15 protein-coding genes, 1 rRNA gene and 1 other annotated feature are annotated in these 15,570 nt (G+C 34.9%); all 16 genes read right to left on the bottom strand.

Going from position 1 to position 15,570, the window contains the following annotated elements; all coding sequences use genetic code 11:
- Positions 1 to 60: 60 nt before the first annotated feature.
- The 16 genes from B7R65_RS19900 to rrf all read right to left on the bottom strand — a co-directional run bounded on the left by B7R65_RS19900 (position 61) and on the right by rrf (position 15,568).
- Positions 61 to 540 (bottom strand): NYN domain-containing protein, encoded by a 480-nt coding sequence (locus B7R65_RS19900; RefSeq protein ID WP_088044589.1) that lies wholly within the window; start codon positions 538 to 540, stop codon positions 61 to 63.
- Positions 541 to 574: 34 nt separating this feature from the next.
- The gene (gene rlmB, locus B7R65_RS19905) at positions 575 to 1,318 is read right to left on the bottom strand and encodes a 23S rRNA (guanosine(2251)-2'-O)-methyltransferase RlmB (RefSeq protein ID WP_088044574.1); all 744 of its coding nucleotides are present in this window, start codon (positions 1,316 to 1,318) and stop codon (positions 575 to 577) included.
- 1 nt (position 1,319) lies between these two features.
- Complete coding sequence (locus tag B7R65_RS19910; RefSeq protein WP_088044575.1) at positions 1,320 to 1,733, bottom strand: Mini-ribonuclease 3; 414 nt, start codon at positions 1,731 to 1,733, stop codon at positions 1,320 to 1,322.
- Positions 1,734 to 1,737: 4 nt separating this feature from the next.
- The gene (gene cysS, locus B7R65_RS19915) at positions 1,738 to 3,138 is read right to left on the bottom strand and encodes a cysteine--tRNA ligase (protein ID WP_088044576.1); all 1,401 of its coding nucleotides are present in this window, start codon (positions 3,136 to 3,138) and stop codon (positions 1,738 to 1,740) included.
- Between the two features lie 6 nt (positions 3,139 to 3,144).
- Entirely contained in the window at positions 3,145 to 3,783 is a 639-nt protein-coding gene (cysE, locus tag B7R65_RS19920) for a serine O-acetyltransferase (protein WP_088044577.1), read from the bottom strand.
- A 92-nt stretch (positions 3,784 to 3,875) separates the two neighbouring features.
- Positions 3,876 to 4,096 (bottom strand) — a binding site (T-box leader).
- Between the two features lie 42 nt (positions 4,097 to 4,138).
- Positions 4,139 to 5,599: a glutamate--tRNA ligase gene (gene gltX, locus B7R65_RS19925; protein ID WP_088044578.1), complete on the bottom strand. Its 1,461-nt coding sequence runs from the start codon at positions 5,597 to 5,599 to the stop codon at positions 4,139 to 4,141.
- A 42-nt stretch (positions 5,600 to 5,641) separates the two neighbouring features.
- Positions 5,642 to 6,121 (bottom strand): 2-C-methyl-D-erythritol 2,4-cyclodiphosphate synthase, encoded by a 480-nt coding sequence (gene ispF, locus B7R65_RS19930; protein ID WP_088044579.1) that lies wholly within the window; start codon positions 6,119 to 6,121, stop codon positions 5,642 to 5,644.
- An 11-nt stretch (positions 6,122 to 6,132) separates the two neighbouring features.
- Complete coding sequence (gene ispD, locus B7R65_RS19935; RefSeq protein ID WP_088044580.1) at positions 6,133 to 6,819, bottom strand: 2-C-methyl-D-erythritol 4-phosphate cytidylyltransferase; 687 nt, start codon at positions 6,817 to 6,819, stop codon at positions 6,133 to 6,135.
- Between the two features lie 18 nt (positions 6,820 to 6,837).
- The gene (locus B7R65_RS19940) at positions 6,838 to 7,908 is read right to left on the bottom strand and encodes a PIN/TRAM domain-containing protein (protein ID WP_088044581.1); all 1,071 of its coding nucleotides are present in this window, start codon (positions 7,906 to 7,908) and stop codon (positions 6,838 to 6,840) included.
- A gap of 79 nt (positions 7,909 to 7,987) precedes the next feature.
- A complete protein-coding gene (gene disA, locus B7R65_RS19945) occupies positions 7,988 to 9,061 on the bottom strand; it encodes a DNA integrity scanning diadenylate cyclase DisA (protein ID WP_088044582.1) in 1,074 nt (357 codons plus the stop codon).
- 2 nt (positions 9,062 to 9,063) lie between these two features.
- Positions 9,064 to 10,440 (bottom strand): DNA repair protein RadA, encoded by a 1,377-nt coding sequence (gene radA / locus B7R65_RS19950; protein ID WP_088044583.1) that lies wholly within the window; start codon positions 10,438 to 10,440, stop codon positions 9,064 to 9,066.
- Positions 10,441 to 10,620: 180 nt separating this feature from the next.
- Positions 10,621 to 13,062 carry an ATP-dependent protease ATP-binding subunit ClpC gene (gene clpC / locus B7R65_RS19955; protein ID WP_088044584.1) on the bottom strand — a complete coding sequence of 814 codons (2,442 nt, stop codon included), beginning with the start codon at positions 13,060 to 13,062 and terminating at the stop codon, positions 10,621 to 10,623.
- 20 nt (positions 13,063 to 13,082) lie between these two features.
- Entirely contained in the window at positions 13,083 to 14,150 is a 1,068-nt protein-coding gene (gene mcsB / locus B7R65_RS19960) for a protein-arginine kinase McsB (protein WP_088044585.1), read from the bottom strand.
- Positions 14,151 to 14,155: 5 nt separating this feature from the next.
- Positions 14,156 to 14,704: a protein-arginine kinase activator protein McsA gene (mcsA, locus tag B7R65_RS19965; protein WP_088044586.1), complete on the bottom strand. Its 549-nt coding sequence runs from the start codon at positions 14,702 to 14,704 to the stop codon at positions 14,156 to 14,158.
- A gap of 20 nt (positions 14,705 to 14,724) precedes the next feature.
- Positions 14,725 to 15,186 (bottom strand): CtsR family transcriptional regulator, encoded by a 462-nt coding sequence (locus tag B7R65_RS19970; RefSeq protein ID WP_088044587.1) that lies wholly within the window; start codon positions 15,184 to 15,186, stop codon positions 14,725 to 14,727.
- A 266-nt stretch (positions 15,187 to 15,452) separates the two neighbouring features.
- A 5S ribosomal RNA gene (gene rrf / locus B7R65_RS19975) occupies positions 15,453 to 15,568 on the bottom strand.
- Positions 15,569 to 15,570: the final 2 nt, after the last annotated feature.

Below are 15,570 nucleotides of genomic sequence, written 5' to 3' on the forward strand. Positions count from 1 at the left end.
GCACCTCCGACCGTACAATTTTTCTTAATTATACAGCACAAAGAAGAAGGAAACAATAAGTCATCGTTCCCCTCTTCGCCATTTTTCTAAAATTTCTGTTTGTTTTGAATTTAATTTTGTGCTAATTGTCAGTCTTTGATCAGGTATTTCGTTAATTTGGCTACTTATCATTTTTTTATTTTGAGTAACCGAAAGATAAAGTTCCATTGCTGGTATTCGAAGTGCACCTTGTCCAAATATTTGCCCTTGCTCTGTAAAGTCAGATGTTGCGACATAGATTTGATGGTTAACATGACGGAGTTCGATCGCCATTTTTTCTATTTTTTCATCAGCAGATTGATTTTTGCGCGTAAAAATTACTTCTACTTTGGAATGCTTGTCTACTTTTTCAATCCCGTTTACAAAGTGAGCATCGAAAACGACAATAATATACATACCAGTGGACGCTTTATACTCTGCAAGTAAAGTAATTAGATGATCTCGGGACTTATCAAAATCTATGTCCCGAAGTTTTCTTAAATTTGGCCAAGCTCCAATCATGTTGTAACCATCAACAATTAATATTTCTTTCTTTTTATGATCCAAGTGGATGTCTCTTACGGTGAATTTCGTACATTAATAAACTTGCCGCAACAGAAGCATTTAACGACGTAACCTTACCTACCATTGGCAGTTTAATTAGGAAATCACATTTTTCTTTTAAAATCCTACTCATGCCTTTACCTTCACTGCCAATAATTAATCCAAGTGAGATTTCGCCATCCATGTTCCGATAGTCATCAGCACCTTTTGCATCCGTACCAAAAATCCAGACTCCTCTTTGCTTTAAATCATCCACAGTTCTTGCTAAGTTTGTTACTCTAGCTACCGGGATGTATTCAATTGCACCAGTAGAAGATTTCGCAACCGCTGCTGTTAATCCTACCGCTCTTCGTTTTGGAATGATAATTCCATGCGCTCCAACTGCATCGGCAGTACGCATGATCGAGCCTAAATTATGAGGATCTTCTATTTCATCTAGGATTAAAAAGAAGGGTTGTTCATTACGACTACTTGCAACTTCAAATAAATCATCGATCTCCACATATTCATATGCAGCAACCTGAGCTACAACTCCTTGATGATTTCCTTGGACCATGCCATCCAGCTTTTTATTCGGAGCAGTTTGAACGATTACTTTATTTTCATTAGCTAATTCTAAAAGCTTATGAATTTGTCCTTTATTTGCTCCCTCACTAACCCAAATTTTATTAATATCTCTACCTGAACGAATAGCTTCCATTACTGGATTACGCCCAATTATAAATTCTTCTGACATATTATACTCCTTTTTCACTCTCGATAAATTCAATAGAAAATTGAACAATTGTCTTGAGTCTTTCTTCGTTTTTTAATAAGTAATGATATCCAATTAATGCCTCAATAGCAGTTGCATATCGATATGTTTGAACATCTGTATTTTTTGGAACCGTACCTGATTTTGCATTACGGCCTCTTTTAACAACTGCAATCTCTTCCTCAGACAGGAACTCAGTTGATAACATTTCTCTTATTACTTTTGCTTGTCCCTTCGCAGATACAAAACTAGTTGCTGCCCTGTGAAGTTGATTAGGGCGAACAGATCCTTTCTCAAGGAGGTGATGGCGCACATAAATTTCATATACAGCATCACCAATGTAAGCAAGTGCTAAACTGTTTAACTGTTTCACATCAATATTACTACTTTCAATCATGAAGTTATCCTCTTTTCCAACGAATACCTTGAGGAGTATCTTCAATGATAATGTTTAATTCTTTTAATTGGTCACGAATTTGATCAGCTAAAGCAAAATCACGGTTTTTGCGAGCATCCGTACGTTTTTGAATTAAAGCTTCAATTTCTTCATCTAAAATTGCTTCATCTTTTACTAAATTAATTCCAAGAACTGAAGATAATTCATCAAAAGTACGTAAAAACTCATTTATAACTTCTTTAGAAGTGTGTGATTCCATTAAATATTGGTTTGATAATTTTGCTAACTGATATAATACTGAAATAGCATTTGCTGTGTTAAAATCATCATCCATCACCTTATTAAACACTTGCTTTTCATCAGAAATTTCTTTTAACCATTTCTCATTTTCTTCAGTTAAATTCGTACTACTTTCTAAACGATGTTTAAGGTTTTGATAAGCGGTTTGTATACGCTCAAAACCATTTTTCGCTTCTTGTAATAACTCTTCGCTATAGTTAATTGGATGACGATAATGCACAGATAACATAAAGAAACGTAATAACATCGGATCAATTAATTTAATAATGTCGTGTACTAACACAAAATTACCAAGTGATTTAGACATCTTTTCATTATCAATATTTATATAACCATTATGCATCCAGTAATTTGAGAATGTTTTGCCACTAAGTGCTTCTGACTGCGCAATTTCATTTTCATGATGTGGGAATGATAAGTCTTGGCCCCCTGCATGAATATCTATCGTCTCACCTAAATACTTTTTAGCCATTGCAGAGCACTCGATATGCCAACCTGGTCTACCTTTCCCCCATGGACTTTCCCAAGAAATTTCTCCTGGTTTAGCTGCTTTCCAAAGAGCAAAGTCTAAAGGATCTTCTTTCTTTTCACCAATTTCAATTCTTTCTCCGATGCGAAGGTCATCAATCGACTGGTGAGATAGCTTTCCGTATCCATCAAATTCTTTTGTTTTGAAATACACATCGCCCTCGGATTCATATGCATATCCTTTTTTGATTAGTTCATCAATAAACTCGATAATGTTATCCATATTGTCCATTACACGTGGGTGATTTGTAGCCGTTTTGCAACCTAACGCTTGAACATCCTCGAAATAAGCATTAATAAATTTATCAGCAATCGTTGGTACATCCGATCCTAGTTCATTTGCAGCTTTTATTAACTTATCGTCAACATCAGTGAAATTTGATACATAGTTTACTTCATATCCACGATACTCAAGATAACGTCTAACCGTATCAAACACGATTGCAGGCCTTGCATTACCAATGTGAATGTAATTATATACGGTCGGCCCACATACATACATTTTCACTTTTCCTTCTTCTAAAGGTTTGAAATCTTCCTTTTTCCTTGATAATGTATTATAAATTTGAATAGCCATTTTATTCTACTTCCTTTCAGATATACTCATTAAACTTTTTAATTCTTGTATCTCCGCTTCTAGTTGAAGCAATCTATCCGCAACCGGGTCCGGTAAATCGCAGTGATCAAACTGGTTATTCACTCTAATTCCATCTTGAACAACAATCTTTCCAGGTATACCAACGACTGTTGTATTATTTGGAACATCTTTCAAAACAACTGAGTTAGCACCAATCTTCGCATTTTCTCCAATTGTTATTGAACCCAATACTTTCGCTCCAGTAGCAACAAGCACTCCATTTAATAATGTTGGGTGTCGTTTACCTTTTTCTTTACCTGTTCCTCCTAGTGTTACCCCTTGATACAAAGTAACATCATCACCTATTTCACAAGTTTCTCCAATTACAACTCCAGCACCGTGATCGATAAAGAACCGTCTTCCTATCTTTGCGCCTGGATGAATTTCGATTCCTGTTAAGAATCGAGCAAACTGTGAAATACTTCTCGCAATAAAGTACCATCTTCTACGATAGAAATAATGTGCAAATCGATAAAGCCATATTGCATGTAGACCAGCATACGTAAGAATAACTTCTAAATAGCCAGTAGCGGCTGGATCACGTTCGAATATCGTCGCTACATCTTCCTTCATGTAGTTTAGCATCCTTCATTTCCCCTTAAAGAATTTATTAAGATATTACTTTTTATTCATTTTTAATTATGCAGAAAATAAAAAACGCCCCTGTGTAATTAATACACAGAGACGCTTATTTGCGCGGTTCCACTCTGTTTAGATAATAAAAATTATCTCAACTCAAGTAATATAACGGTTTCCACCGCCTTAACCTACTAAAACGATATCGTTCGGTTAAGGACTCAAGGGGGCACTTCCATGTTGAACGTTAAAATCACTTTCAGCAATGTGATTCTCTCTGTATAACGTTTGAACATTTACTTTTCCCTATCAACATTTTACCTATATGAATGTTATTTATATATATTACGTTATTAAAAAAATGTTAACCAATTATTTGCTGTAAACGTGAAATAACTTTTTCTTTCCCTAATAAAGTCATCGCAGCTGGAAGTTCTGGTCCATGACATTGACCTGTTGTAGCTACACGAATTGGCATAAATAATTTTTTACCTTTTTGTCCAGTTGATTTCTGTACATTCTTCATAGAAGCTTTAATTGAATCAACTGTAAACTCATCAGAAGCGTTAAGTTCTTCAACTAATGCAGAAAGCACTTCCTTCACTTGTTCTTCTGAAATTACTGCTTGTTCTTCTTCTCCAAAAGTTAATTCATCTTTGAAGAATAAACCTGAAAGCTCTACAATTTCAGCACCAAAACTCATTTGGTCTTGATATAAAGCAACAAGATTAGTAACCCAAAGATTTTCTTCTGCAGATCGCTCTTCATTTACATAACCAGCTTTAATTAAATGTGGTAATGAAATTTCTACAACTTTTTCTAATGGTTGTTCTTTAATGTATCGGTTATTAATCCACGTTAATTTTTGCTTATCAAACATCGCTGGAGCAGAACTTAAACGGCTAGGATCGAAAATTTTAATAAATTCTTCCTTACTGAAAATTTCTTCTTCACCAACTGGTGACCAACCAAGAAGTGCAATAAAGTTAAATAATGCTTCTGGTAAGTACCCAAGGTTTTGATATTGCTCAATAAATTGTAATACAGATTCATCGCGTTTTGAAAGTTTTTTACGGTTTTCATTAACGATAACTGCCATATGACCAAACTCAGGAGCATCCCAATTTAACGCGCGATATACCATTAATTGCTTAGGTGTATTTGAAATATGCTCTTCTCCACGAAGAACATGACTAATCTTCATTAATGCATCATCTACTACTACAGCATAGTTATAAGTAGCAATGCCATTCTTTTTCACTAGTACCCAATCACCAATATCTTTTGATTCGAACTTGATGTTTGAACGTACAATGTCTTCCCACTCATATGTTTCATTTGCTGGTACGGCGAAGCGAATCGTATATTCCGCTCCATTTACTTCTTTTGTAGCTCTTTCCTCGGCTGTTAAATGACGACACTTACCACTATAACGAGTAGTTGGAAGTCCAGAAGCTAATTGAGCTTCGCGTTCAGCTGTAAGCTCTTCTTCCGTACAATAACATTTATAAGCATGGCCTTTTTCAATAAGGTCATAAGCGTGTTGCTTATATAAGTCTAATCTTTCTAATTGACGATAAGGGCCATATTCTCCACCTTTATCTGGACCTTCATTCCAATCAATACCTAGCCAATGTAGATACTTTGCTTGGCTCTCTTCTCCGCCTTCAACATTTCGCTCGATATCTGTATCTTCAATACGCAAAACCATATCTCCATCAAAATGTTTAGCAAATAAATAAACATATAGTGCTGTACGTGCGTTTCCAATATGTAAATGCCCTGTAGGACTAGGCGCATAACGAACTCTTACTCTATTTGACATTTAAGACACTCTCCACTGAATAATTAATTATACTTTATTAGTTTAAGCCTTCTTCTGTAACAATACAACTGCTTGAGAAGCAATTCCTTCTTTTCTTCCTGTGAAACCTAATTTTTCAGTTGTAGTTGCTTTTACATTGATTCGATCAGACGATGTCTCTAGTAATTCTGCTATTCTATTTCTCATTGATTGGATATACGGTGCCATTTTTGGTGCTTGCGCAATGATTGTACAATCTGCGTTTACCAACTCATAGCCTTTGTCTTTAACTAACTGATAAACATGTTCTAGCAATTTTGCAGAATCAGCGTCCTTAAAAGCAGGATCAGTATCGGGGAAATGTCTACCTATATCCCCTTCACCGATAGCACCTAACAATGCGTCAGAAATTGTATGAAGAAGCACATCGGCATCAGAATGCCCTAATAAACCGAGCTCATAAGGGATTTCAATTCCCCCTATAATTAATGGGCGATTTTCTGCAAATGCATGAACATCAAACCCTTGTCCAACTCTAAACATGTTAACACCTTCTAATCTCGATATTGTTCATAAATTGTTTCAGCAAAAAACAGATCTTCTTTTGTTGTTACTTTAATATTATTATAGTCTCCGTTTACTACTAAAACCTTACTGCCATTCCATTCAACTAAACTTGCATCATCAGTACCTAAGAAACCTTTTGCTTTAGCCTTACTATGAGCATCAAGTAAACATTGGTACGAGAATGCCTGTGGAGTTTGTACTCCCCACAGTGTGGAACGATCAATTGTTTGAACAACAACTTGATCGACCACTTTTTTAATTGTATCTTTCATTGGAACAGCGCATATAACCGCATTTTGTTCATTCATTTTTTCAAGAATCCGCTCTATTACCGCTTCTGTGACAAACGGTCTTGCTCCATCATGTACAAGAATATAACTATTTTCGTCCTTTATTGCCAATAAGCCATTATAGACACTCTCTTGTCTCTCCGAACCACCTTGTACAAAAGTGATTTTTTGTTTAATATGGCTAGGCAAATTTAATGAATCAAATAACTGCCTTTCATCATCCTTAATCGATAAAATGATTTCATTACAGGCTTTATCTTCACCAAATACTCGTATCGTTAATTCAATAATAGGCGTATTTTTTATTTTAAGAAATAATTTATTAAAGCCTGCTCCCATTCGAGAGCCTGATCCCGCCGCAGGGATGATGACCTTATATTGCATGTCATGAATGCCCCTTTATTACTTTACTTTCGCAAAAATCATTCGACCAGCAGAAGTTTGTAGTACACTCGTTACGATTGTCTCAACGCGCTTTCCAATCGATTCTTTTCCATCTTCAACAACAATCATTGTTCCGTCATCAAGATACGCAACACCTTGTAACTTTTCCTTACCTTCTTTTACAACAAATGCAGTAATTACTTCACCTGGTAGTACTACAGGCTTGATTGCATTAGCTAAATCATTTATATTCCATACTTTAATTTGTTGTAGTTCACTTACTTTATTCAAATTAAAATCATTTGTTACTAAAATTCCATTTCTAAGCTTAGCTAGCTTTACTAACTTCGCATCAACTTCAGGAACATCTTCAAAATCACCTTCATAAATTTCTACTTTCATAGCTAGTTCTTTTTGAATTCGATTTAAAATATCCAACCCTCTTCTTCCTCTATTACGTTTTAACGTATCAGATGAATCTGCTATGTATTGCAATTCTGCTAATACAAATTGTGGAATGACAATTGTTCCTTCTATAAATCCTGTTTGACAAATATCTGCAATACGGCCGTCTATGATTACACTCGTATCTAATATTTTCACAGGAATATCTAATGACTCTTGATCTTCAGATGTTTTTCTTTTTGATGAACGCGAAGATAATGTAAATAAAGCAATTAGTTCTTCTCGCTTTTTAACACCAATTTGTAAACCTAAGTAACCACAAAAAATCGTAATAACAATTTGAATGATTGATGAAACAGAATGTAATCTAATTAAATCAAGCGGATAGGAAATAAGATATGCAAGAATAAGTCCAAAAACAAGTCCTAAACTACCGAATAAAATCATTGATATTGGAGCCTTTAATAATTTTTCCTCAATATATCTAATAAATGCTACTGTTGGATCAACTAACCAAAGCGATAAAACGAAAAAGATCACTGCCCCACTTAAAGCTTGAACGTAAGAGCTAGATAAAATGCTAGGCATCTCAGTTTTAAAGATATTATCTAAAAGTGGAAATAAGACTAAACCAAGTGTACTCCCTACAAAGATGTAAACAACCTGTACAATCCTTTTTATCACTTCGCCACCTCCTGTCATAAATATAATTACAAATATTAGCTAGTTTAATTGTAATTAATTCTATCTTAGTCGATAGAACTCAATTATGTCTATTTATATACAATTGTTCTTGAATACGCTTAAGACCCTCTTTTATTTTTTTAGCACGTATTTCACCAATTCCATCAACATCATCTAACTCACCTAGTGAAGCCCTATAGATACCTTTTAAGTGTTTGAAACGTTGTGTTAAGTTTTCGATAACTAGTGGAGGTAATCTAGAAATTTTCATTAACATTCGATAACCTCTAGGTTCTACCATCTCTTCTAGATTCGTGTGATTTGGGAAACCTAGTAATTTTATAATGACATGATCCTCTAAAAGTTCCTCATTTGCTAATTCTTGAAGTTTTTGCAATATCTGTCTAGGATCCTGTTCCTTATTATAATGATAATCTTTTATTAAGAGTAATGCCTCCTCCTCAAGGTCCGAAATAATTTCAATTAATTGTAATTCGATTAATCTTCCCTCGTCTCCGAGCTCGATTACATAATTATTTATTTCATTTTTGATACGAAGCACCATTTCTACGCTATGTAAAACATTGACCACTTCAAATAAAGTAACCAACTCTTCGAATTCTAGAATACTCAGTGAAGTAATCCCTTGATTCCAGACACTTTTATATTTTTCAAGTGTTTGAATTGCCTGGTTTGCTTTCGTTAAAATAACGCCAATGTCTCGAAGGGTATAGCGAAACACCCCTTTATATAATGTAATAACATTTCTTCTTTGTGAAATAGCAACAACTAAATTTCCAGTTTGTCTTGCAACGCGTTCCGCTGTTCGATGACGCATACCAGTTTCTTTTGTAAAAATAGATTGATCTGGAATTAATTGTGCATTAGCCAAGAGAATTTTCGAACCATTTTCATTTAATATGATTGCTCCATCCATCTTCGCTAACTCGTATAAACTTGCTGGTGAAAAAGGATCATTAATATGAAATCCCCCATCGACCATTTCCTTTGTTTGATCATTGAAGCCAAGTACGATTAAACCACCAGTTTGCGCTCTTAATACGTTATCAATGCCATCTCTTAATGGCGTTCCTGGCGCAATCATCTCTAGCACTGGCAGCATTAACTTAGCCCTTTGTTTTAGATCTTCCATTTCTAACCTCCTAACACATGCTTTAATGCCTCTTGAACCGTATTAATACCTATTATTTCCATTCCTTCAGGAAAACTCCAGCCTCCGATATTTTTTGAAGGAATAATTGCACGTTTAAATCCAAGTTTCGCCGCTTCCTGAACTCTTTGTTCTATTCTGGATACCCTTCGAACTTCTCCTGTAAGGCCTATTTCACCTATTACAACATCTGTTGGTTTGGTCGGCTTATCTTGAAAACTTGAAGCTATACTTACAGCAACTGCTAAATCAACTGCTGGCTCGTCTAATTTTAAACCACCCGCAACTTTTAAATATGCATCTTGATTTTGAAGTAATAAACCAACTCTTTTTTCTAAAACAGCCATGATTAATGAAACACGATTATGGTCTATTCCAGTCGCCATTCTTCTAGCATTTCCAAAGCTTGTTGGTGATACAAGTGCTTGTAATTCAACTAATACAGGTCTTGTACCTTCCATTGAAGAAACGACAGTAGAACCAGCAACGCCAAATGGACGTTCCTCTAAGAATATCTCAGAAGGATTTAAAACTTCTACTAACCCTAGCTCCTTCATTTCAAATATCCCTGTCTCATTTGTAGAACCGAAACGATTTTTGACCGCTCTTAGTATACGATATGTATGATGTCGTTCACCTTCAAAATATAATACAGCATCTACCATATGTTCTAATAAACGAGGTCCAGCAATCGCTCCCTCTTTCGTAACATGACCTACTATGAAGATTGGAATACCTTTTGTTTTAGCAATTTTCATTAATTCAGAAGTACATTCTCGTACCTGAGTAACACTTCCCGGTGCGGAAGTTACTTCTTGTAAATAAATCGTTTGAATCGAATCAATTACAACGAAATCTGGAGCCATTTCGTCCATATATCTAGCTATGTAAGATAAATCTGTTTCAGATAGTACATATAGGTTTTGGGTTACAACGCCTAAGCGTTCCGCTCGAAGCTTAATTTGTTTTTGGGACTCTTCACCTGAAACGTATAGAACTTTATGATCTTTTTTTGCCAATTGTGAAGAAACCTGCAAAAGCATGGTCGATTTTCCGATACCGGGGTCCCCACCAATTAATACTAAAGAACCTAAAACAATACCACCGCCTAGAACTCGGTTAAATTCCTCAAAAGATGTTTCAATTCGTGTTTCTGACCCTATTTCAACTTCCATTATCGATATTGGCTTTGAACCCTCAACAGAGGAATCTGTATTAAATGTAAGCCTCCTAGAACTAGCAGGTTGTTCAACGAACTCTACCATTGTATTCCACTCGTTACAAGCAGGACATTTACCAATCCATTTTACTGATTCGTAGCCACAAGATTGACAAACGAACTTGGTTTTCTTTTTAGCCATATGTAAGGTACCTCTCATGAACAATGTTATTTTTAGATTTGAGTTGTATGTATAGTAAGTCTATCCTACCCTTTTTATGGAAAAAGAAAAAGGGCTTAACGCCCTTTTTCAAAAATTAGATAATTATTTAGTAAAATGTTCAATTATCCTTTTTTAAAAGGTCTGAACTAGAGAAATAAATTACTGATTTACAGTTTCAGCCGCTGGATTAATGACATATTCATTTTCTCTTACATCAAGAACAACTTTTTGACCTTTTTCAACTGTACCCTTTAATAACTCTTCAGATAAACGATCCTCAACTTGTTTCTGAATTGCTCTTCTTAATGGTCGAGCACCGTATTCAGGATCGAATCCTTCATCAGCAATTTTATCAATTGCAGTATCTGTTAGCTCTAAATCGATTTCTTGTTCCTTTAATCGTTTAGTCAAACTATTTACCATTAAGTGAACAATTTCCTTAATATGTTTTTTCTCTAATGCATGGAACACGATTGTTTCATCGATACGGTTAAGGAATTCTGGTCGGAATGCTTTTTTCAATTCCTCCATTACTTTAGCCTTCATATCTTTATAATCTTTGGCACCATCATTAATATTAAACCCGACATATTTATTTGTTTTTAATGCACTTGCACCAACGTTAGACGTCATAATAACAAGTGTATTTCTAAAATCGACAGTTCGGCCTTTTGAATCTGTTAATCGACCATCTTCTAAAACTTGAAGCAAGATATTGAATACATCTGGATGAGCCTTTTCAATCTCATCTAAAAGAATGACAGAGTATGGTTTACGTCTAACTTTTTCAGTTAATTGACCACCTTCATCATATCCAACATAACCTGGAGGTGCACCTACTAATCGAGAGGTTGCATGTTTCTCCATGTACTCTGACATGTCAATGCGAATCATTGCATCCTCATCTCCAAAGATTGTTTCAGCTAGCGCTCGAGCTAACTCAGTTTTACCAACCCCAGTTGGGCCCAAGAAAATGAATGAGCCAATTGGACGTTTTGGATCTTTTAACCCTGCTCTTGCACGACGAACTGCTTTTGAAACTGCTACTACTGCTTCTTCTTGACCAATTACACGATTGTGTAAAACACTTTCCATGTTTAACAATTTGTCAGCTTCTGTTTGTGCCAGTTTAGTAACAGGAATATTCGTCCATGATGAAACTACATTTGCGATATCCTCAACAGTAACCTCAGAATTTTCTTTTCCTTGTTTTTCTTTCCATTGGCGTTTCGTATCTTCTAATTGCTCACGTAATCTTTGCTCAGAATCTCTTAAAGAAGCTGCCTTTTCAAATTCTTGACTTTGTACAGCTGCATCCTTTTCTTTACGGACTTCTTCTAATTTAACTTCTAATTCCTTTAAGTTTGGTGGCGTTGTAAAGCTACGTAAACGCACTTTTGAACCTGCTTCATCGATTACATCAATTGCTTTATCTGGTAAGAAGCGATCTGTAATATATCGATCAGATAGTTTTACCGCTTCAATAATTGATTGATCAGAAATTGAAACTCTGTGGTGAGCTTCGTATCGATCTCGAAGCCCTTGTAGTATTTGAATTGATTCTTCTACAGTTGGTTGCTCAACTTGAATTGGTTGGAATCGACGCTCTAATGCTGCGTCTTTTTCAATATATTTACGATATTCATCAATAGTAGTAGCACCAATACATTGTAATTCACCACGTGCCAATGAAGGTTTTAAGATATTTGAAGCATCTATCGCTCCTTCAGCGCCACCTGCACCAATTAAAGTATGAAGCTCATCAATGAATAGAATAATATTCCCTGCTTGTCGAATCTCATCCATAACCTTTTTCAAGCGGTCCTCAAATTCACCACGATACTTAGTACCTGCAACTACTGTGCCCATATCTAGAGTCATTACTCGTTTATCACGTAAGATTTCAGGCACTTCATTATTTACAATTTGTTGAGCTAATCCTTCAGCTATAGCTGTTTTACCAACCCCAGGCTCACCGATTAGAACCGGATTATTTTTTGTACGTCGACTTAATACCTCAATTACACGTTGAATTTCTTTACTACGTCCAATAACTGGGTCTAAGCGACCTTCTCTAGCAGATACAGTTAAATCACGAGCTAAGCTATCTAGAGTTGGTGTGTTTGCTTGATTAGCTGATCCATTTTGATGATTAGATGAACTTTCATTACTACCTAATAGCTGTAATACTTGTTGACGAGCTTTATTTAGACTTACACCAAGATTATTTAATACTCTTGCTGCAACTCCTTCTCCTTCACGAATTAGCCCAAGTAAAATATGTTCTGTTCCTACATAAGAGTGACCTAATTTTCGAGCTTCATCCATTGATAATTCAATGACTTTTTTAGCCCTAGGAGTGTAATGTACTGTTTGCGCTACTCCTTGACCACGTCCGATTAATGTTTCTACTTCCTGTTGTACTTTTTCGGGACTTAATCCAAGAGCAAGTAATGCTTTAGCAGCGATACCTTCTCCTTCACGAACAAGCCCTAATAATATATGTTCTGTTCCTATATTTGAGTGTCCAATTCGGATTGCCTCTTCTTGAGAAAGAGCTAATACTTTTTGAGCACGTTCTGTAAATCGACCAAACATCATAATTGGTTCCTCCCATATAATTAGTTATTTTTGTTAGATAGACTTTCTCGTATTAGTGACGCTCTTCTTACATCCCTTTCTTCTGGGCCAAGTTGGTCACCTACGAATTGTTGTAAAACTCCTGGTTGTGTTAAAATCATTAGTTCATTTAAAAAATTTTTTGATAAACCATTTATTAGGCCTAAATCTATACCTAATTGTACATCTGATAAACATTGTGCACTTTCTTTCGTCTCTATTATTCTTCCGTATTTCAGTATACCGAGAGAACGATAGATACGATCTTCAAGTTTGATTAATGAAGTTTTTACTAGAGCATCTCTTGCTGATTTTTCATGTTTAATCAACTGTTGAACAATCGTAGTTAAATCTTCAATAATCTCTTCTTCAGATTTTCCTAGAGTAATTTGATTTGAAATCTGAAATATATTACCTAAAGCTTCGCTACCTTCACCGAAAATTCCTCTTACTACTAATCCAAGTTGGTTAATAGTTGGTATTAAACGATTAAATTGTTTCGTTAAAACAAGCGCTGGTAAATGCATCATCACTGATGCTCTTAAACCTGTTCCTACATTTGTAGGACAACTTGTTAAATAACCTATCGTTTCATCAAAAGCATACTCTAGCTGACTTTCAATATAATTATCTATATGATTCGCTTGCGTTAATGCTTCTCTAAGCTGTAATCCAGGGTATAGAGCTTGAATTCGCAAATGATCTTCTTCATTAATCATAATGCTTATTTGCTCGTTTTGAGATAGGATGCAAGCACCGTGTACAGATTCTTGCACCAAATTTGGACTAATCAAATGTTTTTCAATTAATACCCTTTTTTCCACTGGTTCTAACTTATTAATTTCAATATATTCAAAAGGTCCATTTGGTAAAGCTGTACTACCTTCAAAATAATGTTTTACTAAGTGACAAATTTCTTTAGCCTTATCTTGGCTTAACATAGTTGGATATAAATAAGCACTGAAATTCCTTGCCAGCCTAATACGACTACTTAACACAATATCATCATCCGGACCTTCTTGTTTCATCCAAGGACTAATTGCTTCGTTTATAATACGATGAATAGACATATAACTTACTCCCCCTCCACATGAAGGATCTGTAAATCTTTTTCGATTGTTCGAATTTCATCCCGAATTTTTATCGCGTGTTCAAAATCTTCTTTTTCAATATAATCCTGCATTTGAGCCTTTAAATCTTTTAACTTTCTCTTTAACGAAATTTCTCCGCTAATTTTTTGAGGTAATTTCCCTGTATGCGAAACATTTCCACTATGAATTCTTTTTACAATTGGTTTCATTTGATCTTTGAATGTTTCATAACAAGTAGAACAACCTAAACGTCCTATTTTGGTGAATTTTTGAAATGTCATTTTACATCGAGGACATTCAATTTGTTGTTCTTTATGGAATGAATTTTTTTTCATTTCATAAATACCATTATTGCCTTTAAATAATCCAGCTAACAAATCATTTACAGAATATCCACCGATTTCAGAGAAAATATATTTATTGTTTGATTCTCCAGCACATTTCTCACATAAATGAATATCTGTTTTTTCACCATCTACAACCTTAGAATAGTGTAATGTTGCCGGACGTTCTTGACACTCTTGACAGATCATTTGCCAACAACCTCCATATTCTATTTATATTTTAAACTTCTTAACATTGCCTTTAACATTCTTGCTCTTAACTCGTCACGATATGGTAAGTTAACCATTAAAACAGAACGATCTAATACACTAAGCATCATTTTTGCTTCTCGCTCCGTTATTACATTTTTTTCTAATAATAGATGAATATAGTCGTCTGAGCTAGATTGGGCAATATTATTACTAAAACTATTCAGAATCTGATCAATAACACTTGCTTTGTCATGAAATTGCACTTTAATAATTCGAATATAGCCTCCACCACCGCGTTTACTCTCTACTACATATCCTCTTTCCAAAGTAAACCTCGTATTAATTACATAATTAATCTGTGATGGTACACAATCAAATTTATTTGCAATCTCACTTCTTTTTATCTCGACATATTCTTTGTCTGATATGTCAAAGTATTGCATTAGATATTGTTCAATAATATCCGAAATATTCTTCATAAATTTTACCACCCTTACTGACTTTGACTATCTTTGACTATTATTATATTCCTTTCATAAAAAATTTCAACTAATTTCTCTTTTACCATTTTTACCAATCTAATGACCAAATAATCTTACATGTAGTATATAAATATATATGTATTTCAAATTTTATTATGAAGTCATTTTTACCTTGCTACTTTTATTGGTGCTTTTAACTTTTTTGTTATTTAATATTACAAAACACAAAAAACATCAGCTTATAGGCTGATGTTTTTCAATTAATCAGGCGACGTTCTACTCTCACAGGGGGAAACCCCCAACTACCATCGACGCTGAAGAGCTTAACTGCCGTGTTCGGTATGGGAACGGGTGTGACCTCTTCGCTATCATCACTTGATT

It is taken from the genome of Bacillus sp. EAC (assembly GCF_002156875.1).
GTDB lineage: Bacteria > Bacillota > Bacilli > Bacillales > Bacillaceae_G > Gottfriedia.

Coding starts and splice junctions, on each gene's coding strand:
- B7R65_RS19900 (WP_088044589.1), bottom strand. CDS start 540: ATGATTGGAGCTTGGCCAAATTTAAGAAAACTTCGGGACATAGATTTT.
- rlmB (WP_088044574.1), bottom strand. CDS start 1,318: ATGTCAGAAGAATTTATAATTGGGCGTAATCCAGTAATGGAAGCTATT.
- B7R65_RS19910 (WP_088044575.1), bottom strand. CDS start 1,733: ATGATTGAAAGTAGTAATATTGATGTGAAACAGTTAAACAGTTTAGCA.
- cysS (WP_088044576.1), bottom strand. CDS start 3,138: ATGGCTATTCAAATTTATAATACATTATCAAGGAAAAAGGAAGATTTC.
- cysE (WP_088044577.1), bottom strand. CDS start 3,783: ATGCTAAACTACATGAAGGAAGATGTAGCGACGATATTCGAACGTGAT.
- gltX (WP_088044578.1), bottom strand. CDS start 5,599: ATGTCAAATAGAGTAAGAGTTCGTTATGCGCCTAGTCCTACAGGGCAT.
- ispF (WP_088044579.1), bottom strand. CDS start 6,121: ATGTTTAGAGTTGGACAAGGGTTTGATGTTCATGCATTTGCAGAAAAT.
- ispD (WP_088044580.1), bottom strand. CDS start 6,819: ATGCAATATAAGGTCATCATCCCTGCGGCGGGATCAGGCTCTCGAATG.
- disA (WP_088044582.1), bottom strand. CDS start 9,061: ATGGAAGATCTAAAACAAAGGGCTAAGTTAATGCTGCCAGTGCTAGAG.
- radA (WP_088044583.1), bottom strand. CDS start 10,440: ATGGCTAAAAAGAAAACCAAGTTCGTTTGTCAATCTTGTGGCTACGAA.
- clpC (WP_088044584.1), bottom strand. CDS start 13,062: ATGATGTTTGGTCGATTTACAGAACGTGCTCAAAAAGTATTAGCTCTT.
- mcsB (WP_088044585.1), bottom strand. CDS start 14,150: ATGTCTATTCATCGTATTATAAACGAAGCAATTAGTCCTTGGATGAAA.
- mcsA (WP_088044586.1), bottom strand. CDS start 14,704: ATGATCTGTCAAGAGTGTCAAGAACGTCCGGCAACATTACACTATTCT.
- B7R65_RS19970 (WP_088044587.1), bottom strand. CDS start 15,186: ATGAAGAATATTTCGGATATTATTGAACAATATCTAATGCAATACTTT.